Raw genomic sequence first — 12,538 nt, forward strand, 5'->3', positions numbered from 1 at the left:
TATCGACTTCGGTCGCCGCCCGGTCCACTTTTGGTGGTCGGGGCGGCGACTTTGTCGTCTTGGGCCACGCTCCGCGGCTCGCTTCACTGACAGGCATGCCTGAACTGACTCGCCGCACCGCCTTGGCCGCCGCCGGTCTCGGAGTCGTGTCGCCTGCCGTGCTGGCCGCCGCCTCGCCCGCTGCTGCCGCGTCACCTGGTGCTGCCTCACCTGCCGCCGCGCTGGGCGCCGCTGCCTCGCCCGCTTCGGCCGCCTCCTCCGCCGCGGGCCGTGCTTCGTGCGGCCGGGTGACCACGTTCGTCTTCGCCGCGGGCGCCAACGGCGTCTCGGCCGCCCCGAACGAGCTGGTCCTGCGCGGCCACCGCGGCGTCGGCATCGACCAGCCCGGCCAGCAGTTCCGGCTGTCCTACCAGGCACCCCAGGACCTGGCCGCGTTCGCGACGGAACCGTCGGCCCTGGCCGGCGTCACGGTCGCCGACCAGGTCGCGGCCACGGTGGAGACGGTCCGCCGCGCGGCCGCGCACGGCCCGGTGGTGCTGGTCGGCGCGAGCATCGGCGGCGCGATGATCAGCCTGGTCGCGGACGTCGTCCCGCACCTGATCGACCTCCTCGTTTACGACACGGCGTTCTGCTGCGTCGACCTGGCGACCCCGGACGAGTACATGGTCACCCCGGAAGCGGCGACGTCCCGGGTCGGCGACCTGCTGGGCTTCGTCGCGGCCGACCCGTCGGTGATCGGCGCGGTCCGCTTCAACTGGCGCACCGCGGACCCGAAGCTCCTCGCGGCGGCGAAGGAGGCGTTCCTGGCCGAGGCGACGGACGCCGAGTTCTACGCGTTCCTCAACACCATGGCCCCGGACGACCTCCTCACCAAGGGCGCCACCCCGGCCCGCGGCAACCGCACCCGGTGGGGCCGCGTCCCGCGCGTCTACGTCCGGCACCTGCGCGACCGGATCGTCCCGCTCCCGTTGCAGGACCGCATGATCCGCGAGGCCGACAAGGCGACACCCGGCAACCGCTTCCGGGTCGTCGACCTCGACACGAGCCACGTCCCGGACGCACGCAAGATGGCGGAGCTGGTCGACCTCTACGACGCGCTCGTCTGATCGAACACCGCGGGCGCGTCGAAGGCCGCCCGGCGGGCCGCGCGGCGCAGGACCGCCAGGACGGCCGGGCCCAGCAGGAGGATCGCCACCGCATTGGTGATCGCGCGGCCGGTGTCCCAGCCGAGCGTCGACGTCAGGACGGTGAACACCGCGAACCGGTGAAGGTTGTCCAGCAGCGGCGCGCCCGGCACGAACCCGAGCCCCTCGTGCGAGCCGCTGAACGACGAGCCGGCGAGGAACGGCCACGTCCACAGGCTCATCAACAGCCCGAAGAAGTAGGCCGCGACAACGCCGTAGACCACCAGCATGGTGATCTCCGCCTTGCCACGCGGTTTCCGCGGCAGCAACCCGGCCCCGAGCCCGATCAGCGACGAAGCCAGCATCTGGAACGGCAGCCAAGGTCCGACACCCGCGGTGAGCAGCGCCGACGTGAACAGCGACGTCGAGCCGAGCACAAACCCGAACCCGGGCCCGAACACCCGCCCGGCGAGCACGAGCAGGAAGAACACCAGCTCGATGCCCCCGGTCCCCGCCCCGAGCGGCCGCAGGCCCGCATTCACCGCCGACAGCACCCCGAGCAGCGCAAGTGCCTTGGCGTCGATGCCCCCGCGCGACAGCTCGGCCAGGACGACCAGGATCAGCACGGGCAGGGTCGCCATGAACACGAACGGAGCGTCCGTGGTGTGCGCGGCCCCGCTCGGCTGCGGGTGCGCGAACAACGGCCAGCAGAACATGGCGATGCCGAGGAGGCTCGCGACGCCCAGGACGAGCGCAGGCCGCAGTGGCAGCCGGACAGCGCGTGGCGGTGGGCCGAGGAAGTCGCTCATGCCGCGCTCGCTCCGCCGGCACGGGGTGGCCGTGCGGGGCCGCCGGGCCGGTGCCCGCGGAGTGCGGCGCCGCCCAGGCAGCCGCGGAGGGCACCGCCAGCCGGGCACGCAGACCTGCCGGACAGGCAACCGCGGAGCACGGCGCCACACAGGCAGCCACGCAGGGCGCCACCGGGCGGCCGCGACGGGCCGCCGGACAGGCGACCGTGCCGTACCAAGCCACCCACGCAGCCGCGGTGTGCGGCGCCGGACAGGCGGCCGCGGTGTGCGGCGTCGCCGGACAGGCGGCCGCGGAACGCGGACCCAGGCAGCCAACCGTGGTGCGCGGCGTCGCCGAACAGGCGGCCGCGGAGCGCGGACCCACGCAGCCAACCGTGGTGCGCGGCACCACCGGAAAGGCGCCGGCGGATCGCGAGACCGCCGGGCGGGCACCTGCGGAACGCAGGGCTGCCCCCACGGACCGCGAAGCCGCCAAGCGAACCCCGACCCAACTCGCCGGGCGCGCGCCGACGGGCCGGATGGACTCGCAGCGAGCCGAAGCCGAAGGAGCCGGTCATGCCAGCGCCTCCGCGACCTCGTCCACCGTCAGCCACCGCTCCGGCGCGAGGATCTTCGCCACCTGCGGCGCGAACGCCGGCGAGGCGACGATCACCTCCTTCGTCGGGCCGTCCGCGACCACCTCGCCCTCGGCCATGACCACCACGCGGTGGGCCACCGTGGCCACGAACTCGACGTCGTGGGTGGCCAGCACCACGGCGCGGCCCTGCGAGGCCAGCTCTCGCAGGATCGCGGCGAAGCGCCGTTTCGCGTGGTAGTCGAGGCCGCGCGTCGGCTCGTCGAGCAGGACGACCGGGGGTGCCGCCGCCAGCTGGACGGCCAGCACCAGTGCCAGTCGCTGCCCTTCGGACAGGTCGCCGGGGTGCGCTGCACCGGCGATCCCGGGGGCGAGGCGATCCAGCAGCTCGCGCGCCGTTCCTGCCGGGACCTCGGATTCGGTGTCGGCCTGTACGCACTCGGCGTCGACCGAATCGAGGTACAGCAGGTCGGCCGGGGTCTGCGGAACCAGCCCGACGCGCTGACGGGCCACTCGTGGCTTGAGCGACGCAGGATCCGCACCGCCGACGTCGACCTTCCCCGCCGATCGTGGCCCGCTGCCCTGCACCGCCCAGAGAAGCGACGACTTGCCGGAGCCGTTGCGTCCCATCAGCGCGACAATCTCCCCCTGCCCGACGCGCAGGTCCACCCCGCGCACCGCCAGGACATCTCCGTAGCGGACCACCACCCCTCTCACGTCCAGTGCTTGACCGGTCACGGAGAGAGTAGAACCCACCACCGACAATTTCTGGAGCCGAGACCGCAGGGGTCCGGCAACACGCCGCGCGTCCCGCACCGAAAGCGGCAACGGCGACCACCCCGCCAGCCGCCCCAGCTCGGCGATCGGCGGCGCGATCTCGGACGTCGCCAGGATCTCCGCCGGCGGCCCGGACCGCACCGATCCGTCACCCGGCAGGTAAAGCAGCCGGTCGGCGTACTGCGCGACGCGCTCCATCCGGTGCTCCGCAACGACGACCGTCGTCCCGAGGTCGTGCACCAGCCGCGTGATCGCCGCCAGCACGTCTTCCGCGGCCGTCGGGTCCAATGCGGACGTCGGCTCGTCGAGCACCAGGACCCGGGGGTGCGCCGTCAGCACCGAACCGATCGCGACGCGCTGCTGCTGCCCGCCCGAAAGTGTCCGAAGTGGACGGTTGCGCAGTTCGGCGATGCCCAGCAGGTCCAGGGTTTCCTCGACCCGCTTGCGCATGACGTCCGGCGCCACGGCGAGCTGCTCCATCGCGTACGCGAGCTCTTCCTCGACGGTGTCGGTCACGAACCCGGCCAGCGGATCCTGCCCGACCACACCGACCACCGCCGCCAGCTCACGCGGCGGGTACAACGCCGTGTCCAGCCCGTCGACCACCACCCGCCCGGCCAGCCGTCCGCCGGTGAAGTGCGGGACGAGCCCGTTGATCGCGCCGAGGAACGTCGACTTGCCGGCCCCGGTCGGCCCGGCGACCAGGCAGAGCTCACCCTCCTCGACCAGCAGCGAGACCTTCGACAGCACCGGCCGCGCCGCGTCCGGGTAGGTCACCGTGACCTGGGAAAACTCGATCACCGGACAACCTCCGACAACAACGGGGGCGGCGGCGCGACGAACGCCGGCAGCACCGCGACCAGCAAGGACAACGCGTGCACGAGCGACACCTCGGGCCAGCGCAACGGGCTCAGCGACGGGTAGAGGTTCTCCGGATCGATGCGGGAGGTCACGACGAGCAGCACACACGCCCCGACCCCGGCCAGCACGACCGCCGTCTCGGGCCACCGCCACGGATCCGGCCGGTACGCCGTCCGCCGCACCCGCTTCCCGCCGAGGACAAAGCCCACCACGGCGACCGCGAGCCCGGCCGCCAGGAGCGGCACGCCGAGCCACGTCGACGTCCCGTCGAGCACCCCGTAGACGCCGACACACACGCCGACCAGCCCGAACAGGACACAGGAAGCGATCACCGCACGCACGCCGGCGCTCAGGTACGCCCGGCGGCCGTAACCGCGGGAGTCCATCGCGGCCGCAAGCCGCAGTGACCGGTCCATCGCGTCCTCCAGCACCGGGACCACGATGCCCTTGACCGCCCGCAGCCCGCGAGTCCGGCCCGCCCGCAGCCGCCGGGCCCGCCGCACGCGCTGGACGCTCTCGACCAGCTGAGGCGCCACGGTCAGCGCCACCGTGACCGCCGTGCCGACCTCGTACAGCGCCCCCGGCACCGCCTTGAGCAGGCGTTTCGGGTTGGCCAGGGCGTTCGCCGCGCCGACGCAGATCACCATCGTCGCCAGCCGCAGGCCGTCGTAGAAGCCGCCGAGCAGCTCCTCCGCCGACGTCGACCCGAGCAGCGACACCCCGGCCGCGAACGCCGGGAGCGGGATCCGCGGCAGCGTGAAGAGCACGTGGCCGCCGTCCTCGCCGCCGATCAGAATCCGGAACAGCACCCGTGACGCGACGATCAACGCGCCGACGTACGCGTACAGCCGGAACGCCAGCGCCCAGGGCGCGTCACTCCGCCGGTTCGCCACGACGAACCCGGCGACGGCGATGATCAGCCCGAGCAGCAGCGGGTTCGTCGTCCGGCTGGCCGCGACGGCGAGCGCGAGCGCCCAGGCCCACCAGGCGCCGGGGTGCAGCGCCCTACTGCGCACGCCGCCGGCGCGCGACGACGACGCCCGCGCCACCGACCACCACGATCACGACGGCCCCGATGACCACGCCCCACGGGAACGAACTGCCCGCTTCGGCGGGCGCGGGAGCGGGCGCCACGGCCTGGCGCACCGGCGCCACGCGAGGCGGCGTCGGCATCGCGTCCGCCGACGCGGGACGCACGTAAGCCCAGCCCTCGAAGCCGTTCGCCACCGGCTTGGCCGTCTGCGCGCCCTCCTGGCTCGACGTCCAGGCGCCGCCCGGCGCCGCGTGCCAGTAGCTCCAATAGGCCGTCGCCGACGGCATCCCCGCGCACGACTCGACGTCCGGACCCGGCTTGCCCTGGATCCGGCACGCCACGGCCAGGCCGTACTTCTGCGAGCCGGCGACCTCGATCCCGGCGTCCTGCAGCGCCGCGACACCGGTCGCGGGTGTCCCCGCGGCGCAGCGGACCAGCGGCTGCGGGGCCAGGTCGCCGAAGTCGACGATCACCGTCACGCCGCCACCCTCGGGGCACGTCCCCTCGGTGCCCGTCGCCGACGCGGGTGCGGCACCCACCAGGCAGGCGCCGAGCAGCACGGCGGAGACGGCGGAAAGACGGGCGAGACGAGAGGCGATCATGCAGGCACTTTATCCAGGTCGCCGCCCGCCGAAGGTGCGGTTCCGGCGCGACGCGGGACACACCTAGACTGCGGCGCGTGGGACAGCTCATCGCGGACGGACAGCTGCGCGTCGGCCTGATCGGCGCCGGCCCGTGGGCGACGACGGTGCACGCACCGGGCCTGGCAGATCATCCCGGCACCGCGCTGACCGCCGTCTGGGCCCGGCGGCCGGAGGCGGCGCAAGCGCTTGCGGAGACGCACTGCGCGGCCACCGCGAGCAGTGTCGAGGAGCTGTTCGAGCAGGTGGACGCGGTCGCGCTGGCCGTGCCGCCCGCGATCCAGGCCGAGCTGGGGGTGCGCGCGGCCGAAGCCGGGAAGCACCTGATCCTCGAGAAGCCGATCGCTGCCGACCTCGCCGGCGCGCGACGGCTGGCCGACGCGGTCGCGGCCGCCGACGTCGCCGCGCTCGTCGTGCTGACCCTGCGGTATTCGGCGCAGACCCAGGAGTGGCTCACCGGCCTCGCCCAGGCGGGCGGATGGGCCGGCGGGGGCGCGCGCTGGCTGTCCGGCGGCCTCCTCGGCGGCCAGTACGCGACTTCGGAGTGGCGCCACGAGGACGGCGGCGCCCTGTTCGACGTCGGCCCGCACGCACTCGACATGTTGGACGCCGCACTCGGCCCGATCACCGAGGTCGTGGCGGCGCGGCGGAGCCCCGGCGACCTCTGGCACCTGATGCTGGCCCACGAAGACGGCGTCGTCAGCACGGCCACGCTCTCGCTGCGGCTGCCGGTGCAGCCGACCGTGGTCGAGGTCGCCGTCTGGGGTCAGCACGGATACCGGACTCTCGGGCGCAAACCGGGCTCGACGCAAGAGGCCTACACCTCCCTGCTCGACGACTTCGCCGCGATGATCGCCAGCGGCACCACGACGCACCCCTGCGACGTCCGGCGTGGTCTGCACCTGCAGACCCTGCTCGAGCAGGCCCGCGAACTGGCCGAGTAGTACACAGGCCCCCTCGCCGGATTCACGTTGTGAAGTAAGACTTCTTCACAAACTCCCCGAATTCATCCACAGGGTTGTCCACAGGCTCCACTGTGGACAGTGCGCCTGCCGACCGAACCACGGGAAGCCTCGTCGCGCCACCGGAAAGATCACCGAATAGTGCGGCCCGCTCGTCATGCCGAGTCGATCTTGTGATGCGAAGGTGATCTTGGGAGGGCTGGTTCATCGCGCATCGAAGATCTTGAGGGGTTCGAGAGAGGAGGCGCATGGAAGCCCTGCTGCGCGCCTTCTGGGGGATGATTCCGGTTTCGGCCATCGCGCTGCCGTACGCGTTGCTCGGCTGGCCACTGCTCGCGGCGCGACGTCGCCGAAGACTGCCGGCCCGCTACGCGACCGCGACGGCCGGCGTCGACAGCGCCGCGCTGCTCGTCGCATTCCTGGTGTTCTGCCTGGTCATCATGCCTGTCGGCGGTTCCGGCGGGAGCACGCTCGACCTGGTGCCCGGCGCCGACATCACGGCGGCCTTCGGCGACGACGGCTCGCTTTGGCAGGTGATCGGCAACGTCCTTTTGCTGTCGCCGCTCGGCGCGTTGCTCCCGCTGCGGATGCGCCGCCTGCGCACGCTGGCCCGCGTCACTCTGGCCGCGTTGGCCGCATCGCTGCTGGTGGAAGGTACGCAATATCTGATCCACACCGGCCGGGTGACGTCCACCGACGACGTCCTGCTCAACACCGCGGGCGCGACGCTCGGCGCGGCATTGAGCCGCCGCGGCTGGCGCGCGCTGGACCTGCCGCCCCCGGTGCCGGTGGCCATCCCGCAACAACGGCGGCGGATCTGCGAATCCCCGGCACTCACGATGCGCGTCCCCCGATCGGTGTGGGACACGCGCTACGCCGCCATCGCGCACCCGGAACGGCAGTAAACCGGTTGCGGACCATGCAAAAATGGTCCGGAAGAGCCCCTTCGAGTCAAGGAATGACCGCCTATGCCTGGCGCCGCCCTCGGCGTCGGCCCCCGCTAGGCCCGACGCCCAGCGCTCCGCCCGCAGGCCCGCTCAGGGCTGCGGCTCCTTGACATGCTCTCGAAAGGCTCCAACCCAGCAATGTCTGCCATCCAGACCTATGTCCGCAAGACGGCGCCGCGCGGCCGCGACACCGAACAGGTCGGCCCCTTCCTGGCCACCTACGCGCGGGGCACGGACCACCCGATGCTCAACTACGCGATCCCGGACGACGGCGCGAAGCCGACGGCGGCCGAGATCAACGCGCTGACCGGCGCGTTCCGGCGGCGGGACCTGCTCCCGCGGCTGGAGTACTTCACCGACGTCGCCCCCGAGCTGGAGAAACTGCTGGTCGACGCGGGGTACGCGCTCGAACGGCGGGTGCCGCTGATGACGTGCGCCCCCGCCGACCGGGTCGACAAGCCGGTGCCGGCGGGGATCCGGCTGCGCGCGCCGGAGTCCGGCGAGGACGTCCGGCGCATGCGGTCAGCGCAGAACACGGCGTTCGGCGAGTCGCCGGAGGTCCCCGACGAGGAGGTCGAACGCCTGCAGTCCGGCGTCGAGTCCGGGGTGCGGCACCTCCTGGCCGAAGACACCGCCACCGGTGCGGTGGTCGGCGGCGGGCTCGCGCTCGAGATCGTCGACGGCACGACCGAGATCGCCGGCATCGCCGTGCTCGAGGCCTACCGCGGTCGCGGGATCGCCGCGGCGCTGACCGCGCGGCTCACCCGCGAAGCGCACGAAGCCGGCGCGAACACGGCGTTCCTCACCCCCGGTGACCTGGGGATCGGGAACGTCTACGCCCGCGTCGGCTACCGGCCGGCGGGCGAGTGTGTGCACCTGTCGATGAGCTAGTCGTTCAAGCGGCCGGAGCGGCCTCGCTTCACGTCGCTCCGGCGCTTCTTCGACGCCAGGCGGCGCTCCTTCGAACCGCGAGACGGCTTCGTGGGGCGCCGCTTGGCGGGCGGCGGGGCCGACGCGTCGAGCAGCAGGTTGGCCAACCGGCCGCGCGCCGCCTCACGGTTCTGCAGCTGGGAGCGGTGTTCGCTGGCGGCGATCGTCAGGACGCCGTCGACCAGCCGGGCCTCGAGCCCGGCCAGCACCCGGTCCCGCAGGTGTTCCGGGATCGACGGCGACGCGGCGACGTCGAACGACAGCTCGACCCGCGAGTCGGTGGTGTTCACACCCTGGCCGCCCGGGCCGGACGACCGCGAAAAGCGCTCGGTCAGCTCGGCTCCCGGAATCGTGAACCGGGAGCCGATCACCACGTCTCCGGCTGCCATGTCACCAGTGTGACAGCCGCGATCAAGTGCCTTTAGAACCGCGGGTGGTCACCCGAAAGCACCGCGCGCGGGCCATCAACGTCGTCCGCCGGCTGGACGTCGCCCAGCACCCACGCCGGGACGTGCCGCGCGGTCAGCATGGCCAGCGCCCGGTCGACGTCCTCGGGCCCGACGATCGCGACCATGCCGACGCCCATGTTGAACGTCTTCTCCAGCTCGGACCGCTCGACCTTGCCGCGCCGGCCGACCACTGCGAAGACCGCAGCCGGCGTCCAGGTGCCGCGGTCGAGCCGGGCGACCAGGCCACGCGGCATGACGCGGGCCAGGTTCGCCTCCAGACCGCCGCCGGTGATGTGCGCGAACGTCCGGACCTCGGTCTCGGCGGCGAGCGCCAGGCAGTCCTTCGCGTAGATCCGCGTCGGCTCCAGCATCTCCTCGCCGAGGGTGCGGCCGAACTCCTCGACGTGCCCGTCGAGCGGCATCCGCGCGATGTCCAGCAGCACGTGCCGGGCGAGGGAGTACCCGTTCGAGTGCAACCCGGACGAGCCGAGCGCCAGCACGACGTCGCCCGGACGGACCTTCTCCGGCGACAGCAGGGCCGACGCCTCGACCACGCCGACACCGGTGGCCGACATGTCGTAGTCGTGCTCGCCCATCAGGCCGGGGTGCTCGGCCGTCTCGCCGCCGAGCAGCGCGCAGCCGGCCTGGACGCAGCCTTCGGCGATGCCGCCGACCAGCGCGGCGATCTTCTCCGGGAACACCTTGCCGACGGCGATGTAGTCCTGCAGGAACAGCGGCTCGGCGCCGGTCACGACCAGGTCGTCGACCACCATCGCGACCAGGTCGATGCCGACCGTGTCGTGCTTGTCGAGCGCCTGCGCGACCGCGATCTTGGTGCCGACGCCGTCGGTCGACGACGCGAGCACCGGCTCCTTCCACTTGTCGAGCTTCAGGGAGAAGAGCCCGGCGAAACCGCCGACGCCGCCCAGGACCTCGGGGCGCGTCGCCCGCGCGGCGTGCGGCTTGAGCAGCTCGACGGCTTGGTCACCGGCGTCGATGCTGACGCCGGCGGCGGCGTACGTGGCGCTCGTGGACTCGCTCACGGTGGAAGGACTCCCTACTGGAAGGACTGCTTAGGGACGCCGGACGGCGTCCTCGGCACCGTACCCGGCGGGGCTGACCGGGCTCGCCGCGCCATTGACGGCGTCGAGGCTTTCGAGCAGGTGCTTCCCGATCAGCGCGTCCTCCGGCAGCGCGATCGGGTACTCACCGGAGAAGCACGCCGTGCACAGCCGCGACTTCGGCTGCTCCGTGGCCGCGACCAGGCCGTCGAGGGAAATGTAGCCCAGGGAGTCGGCCCCGATCGAGCGCCGGATGCCGTCGAGGTCGACGCCGTTCGCGACCAGTTCGGCCCGCGACGCGAAGTCGATGCCGTAGAAGCACGGCCAGCGCACCGGCGGTGACGCGATCCGGACGTGCACCTCGAGCGCGCCGGCCTCCCGCAGCATCCGGACGAGCGCGCGCTGGGTGTTGCCGCGGACGATCGAGTCGTCCACCACCACCAGGCGCTTGCCGCGGATGACGTCGCGCAGCGGGTTCAGCTTCAGCCGGATGCCCAGCTGGCGGATGGTCTGCGACGGCTGGATGAAGGTGCGCCCGACGTAGGCGTTCTTCACCAGGCCGGTGCCGTAGGGGATGCCGGAGCCCTGCGCGTAGCCGATCGCGGCGGGGGTGCCCGACTCCGGCACCGGCATCACCAGGTCGGCCTCGACCGGCTGCTCACCGGCGAGCCGGCGGCCGATCTCGACGCGGGTGGCGTGCACCCCGCGGCCGGCGATCGTGGTGTCGGGGCGGGCGAGGTAGACGTACTCGAAGACGCAGCCCTTGGGGTCCGGGTTCGCGAACCGGGACGAACGCAGGCCCGCCGCGTCGATCGCGATGAGCTCACCCGGCTCGACCTCGCGGACGAAGGACGCGCCGACGATGTCGAGGCCCGCCGTCTCGCTCGAAACGACCCAGCCGCGCTCGAGCCGGCCGAGCACCAGCGGGTGCACCCCGTGCGGGTCACGCGCCGCATAAAGGGTGTTTTCGTCGGCGAAGACCAGGCAGAAGGCGCCCTTGAGGGTGGGCAGCAGCTCCATCGCGGCGGCTTCGATGCCCTTGTCGGCGGCGTTCGCGGCGAGCAGGCCGCAGACCAGGTCCGAGTCGCTGGACGAGCCGGTCAGGCCCGCGTGCGGCTTGAGCCCGGCGGCGATGGTGCGCTCGCGCAGCTCCGCCGTGTTGACGAGGTTGCCGTTGTGCGCGAAGGAAAGGCCGCTGCCGGTGTCGGTGGTGCGGAAGATCGGCTGGGCGTTTTCCCAGATGGTCGCGCCGGTGGTCGAGTACCGGCAGTGCCCGACGGCGATGTGCCCCTGCAGCGACTGCAGGATCTGCTCGTCGAACACCTGGCTGACCAGGCCGAGGTCCTTGAAGACCACGATCTGCGAGCCGTCGGAGACGGAGATGCCGGCGGCCTCCTGGCCCCGGTGCTGCAGGGCGTAGAGGCCGTAGTAGGTCAGCTTGGCGACTTCTTCCCCGGGAGCCCAGACGCCGAAGACGCCACACTCCTCACGGGGTTCCGGGTCGGGCTGGTCGGACACGAGCTGCGGGTCGGAAACCACCGAGGTGCTCCCAGGAAGACGTGATCAGGCCAAACTCAGTGTAAACGGTGCGGACACGAGTCAGGCCCCGCCCGACGTGGTTCTGACCACTTCGGACAGGGCCTGCAAGCTTTTGCACCTAACACGCATCCGGCAGCGAGAGGATCTCCGCGAGGACCTGCGTGCCATCACCGCGGCGGCGCCAGAGCCACCGCTCCGGCTCGAAGATGTTCTCTTCGGTGCCGGGCATCCGGGTCGCCACCACGTCGTCCTCGGCGTTGAGCCGGACCACGTCCACAACGTCGTCGTGCACCCGCACACCGACAACGGCGAGGACCTCACCGCGCTCGTCGGCGGGGTGGACGAACTGGTAACCGCGAGCCACCAGTTGCTGCAGTCCGGTTTCGATGTCGATGACGGGAGCGACGGCCTCAGCCGAGGACATCGTCGAACTCACCGTCCTTGGCGCCCGCCAGGAAGGCCGCCATCTCCGCGCGCGTGTACACGAGCGCCGGCCCGGTCGGGAAGCGCGAGTTGCGCATCGCGATCTCGCCGGAGGACAAGGGGGCGACCTCGACGCAGTTGCCGACCGAGCCGCTGTAGCTCGCCTTGCGCCACTGAGCACCCGCAAGCCGGTCAGCCGGGATGCCGTTCTCAAAACGCTCAGCCATGGTCCCACCTCTCCTTGCGGAAGTCTTTGGAGGCGATGCATCTGCATGTGCATTTGCCCGCGTAAAGGACGCTAGCACGTGTTCTTGCAGCGGTAAATGCACGTGCAGAATTTTGTGCATAGTTACTCTATAGAGTGACCATGACCGGTTCAAGCAGCAGTGAAAACTACGCCGCGTGACC

The 12,538-nt window shown here is 72.0% G+C and carries 13 protein-coding genes; 4 read left to right on the forward strand and 9 right to left on the reverse strand.

Annotation, left to right across the window (positions count from 1 at the left end):
• Positions 1 to 95 precede the first annotated feature (95 nt).
• The gene (locus tag ACIA5G_RS07360) at positions 96 to 1,106 is read left to right on the forward strand and encodes an alpha/beta fold hydrolase (RefSeq protein ID WP_395921316.1); all 1,011 of its coding nucleotides are present in this window, start codon (positions 96 to 98) and stop codon (positions 1,104 to 1,106) included.
• Here the strand turns inward: ACIA5G_RS07360 and ACIA5G_RS07365 are convergent.
• The 4 genes from ACIA5G_RS07365 to ACIA5G_RS07380 all read right to left on the reverse strand — a co-directional run bounded on the left by ACIA5G_RS07365 (position 1,088) and on the right by ACIA5G_RS07380 (position 5,780).
• Positions 1,088 to 1,933, reverse strand: a complete 846-nt coding sequence (locus ACIA5G_RS07365) for an ECF transporter S component (RefSeq protein WP_395921317.1) — start codon at positions 1,931 to 1,933, stop codon at positions 1,088 to 1,090. The two genes, ACIA5G_RS07360 and ACIA5G_RS07365, sit on opposite strands and share 19 nt — an antisense overlap.
• Before the next feature lie 553 nt (positions 1,934 to 2,486).
• Positions 2,487 to 4,085 carry an ABC transporter ATP-binding protein gene (locus ACIA5G_RS07370; RefSeq protein WP_395921318.1) on the reverse strand — a complete coding sequence of 533 codons (1,599 nt, stop codon included), beginning with the start codon at positions 4,083 to 4,085 and terminating at the stop codon, positions 2,487 to 2,489.
• Complete coding sequence (locus tag ACIA5G_RS07375) at positions 4,082 to 5,161, reverse strand: CbiQ family ECF transporter T component (protein WP_395921933.1); 1,080 nt, start codon at positions 5,159 to 5,161, stop codon at positions 4,082 to 4,084. The genes ACIA5G_RS07370 and ACIA5G_RS07375 overlap by 4 nt, the downstream gene beginning before the upstream one ends.
• Positions 5,151 to 5,780 carry a hypothetical protein gene (locus ACIA5G_RS07380; protein WP_395921319.1) on the reverse strand — a complete coding sequence of 210 codons (630 nt, stop codon included), beginning with the start codon at positions 5,778 to 5,780 and terminating at the stop codon, positions 5,151 to 5,153. The genes ACIA5G_RS07375 and ACIA5G_RS07380 overlap by 11 nt, the downstream gene beginning before the upstream one ends.
• Positions 5,781 to 5,857: 77 nt before the next feature.
• On the opposite strand from ACIA5G_RS07380, the gene ACIA5G_RS07385 reads away from it, so the two are divergent.
• The 3 genes from ACIA5G_RS07385 to ACIA5G_RS07395 all read left to right on the forward strand — a co-directional run bounded on the left by ACIA5G_RS07385 (position 5,858) and on the right by ACIA5G_RS07395 (position 8,619).
• Positions 5,858 to 6,763: a Gfo/Idh/MocA family protein gene (locus ACIA5G_RS07385; RefSeq protein ID WP_395921320.1), complete on the forward strand. Its 906-nt coding sequence runs from the start codon at positions 5,858 to 5,860 to the stop codon at positions 6,761 to 6,763.
• A 266-nt stretch (positions 6,764 to 7,029) separates the two neighbouring features.
• Positions 7,030 to 7,686: a VanZ family protein gene (locus ACIA5G_RS07390; RefSeq protein ID WP_395921321.1), complete on the forward strand. Its 657-nt coding sequence runs from the start codon at positions 7,030 to 7,032 to the stop codon at positions 7,684 to 7,686.
• A gap of 180 nt (positions 7,687 to 7,866) precedes the next feature.
• A complete protein-coding gene (locus tag ACIA5G_RS07395) occupies positions 7,867 to 8,619 on the forward strand; it encodes a GNAT family N-acetyltransferase (RefSeq protein WP_395921322.1) in 753 nt (250 codons plus the stop codon).
• Here ACIA5G_RS07395 and arfB read toward each other — a convergent pair.
• From arfB to ACIA5G_RS07420, 5 genes are all read right to left on the reverse strand, one after another.
• Positions 8,616 to 9,047, reverse strand: coding sequence for an alternative ribosome rescue aminoacyl-tRNA hydrolase ArfB (gene arfB, locus ACIA5G_RS07400; RefSeq protein WP_395921323.1), 432 nt, complete (start codon positions 9,045 to 9,047; stop codon positions 8,616 to 8,618). The genes ACIA5G_RS07395 and arfB overlap by 4 nt on opposite strands.
• A gap of 32 nt (positions 9,048 to 9,079) precedes the next feature.
• Complete coding sequence (gene purM / locus ACIA5G_RS07405) at positions 9,080 to 10,150, reverse strand: phosphoribosylformylglycinamidine cyclo-ligase (protein WP_395921324.1); 1,071 nt, start codon at positions 10,148 to 10,150, stop codon at positions 9,080 to 9,082.
• A 30-nt stretch (positions 10,151 to 10,180) separates the two neighbouring features.
• On the reverse strand, positions 10,181 to 11,707 hold the full coding sequence (gene purF, locus ACIA5G_RS07410) for an amidophosphoribosyltransferase (RefSeq protein WP_395921325.1): 1,527 nt from the start codon (positions 11,705 to 11,707) through the stop codon (positions 10,181 to 10,183).
• Between the two features lie 118 nt (positions 11,708 to 11,825).
• The gene (locus tag ACIA5G_RS07415) at positions 11,826 to 12,131 is read right to left on the reverse strand and encodes a hypothetical protein (protein ID WP_395921326.1); all 306 of its coding nucleotides are present in this window, start codon (positions 12,129 to 12,131) and stop codon (positions 11,826 to 11,828) included.
• Positions 12,118 to 12,357: a DUF397 domain-containing protein gene (locus tag ACIA5G_RS07420; protein WP_395921327.1), complete on the reverse strand. Its 240-nt coding sequence runs from the start codon at positions 12,355 to 12,357 to the stop codon at positions 12,118 to 12,120. The genes ACIA5G_RS07415 and ACIA5G_RS07420 overlap by 14 nt, the downstream gene beginning before the upstream one ends.
• Between the last annotated feature and the right edge of the window lie 181 nt (positions 12,358 to 12,538).

The sequence above is a fragment of the Amycolatopsis sp. NPDC051758 genome (assembly GCF_044453095.1).
GTDB lineage: Bacteria > Actinomycetota > Actinomycetes > Mycobacteriales > Pseudonocardiaceae > Amycolatopsis.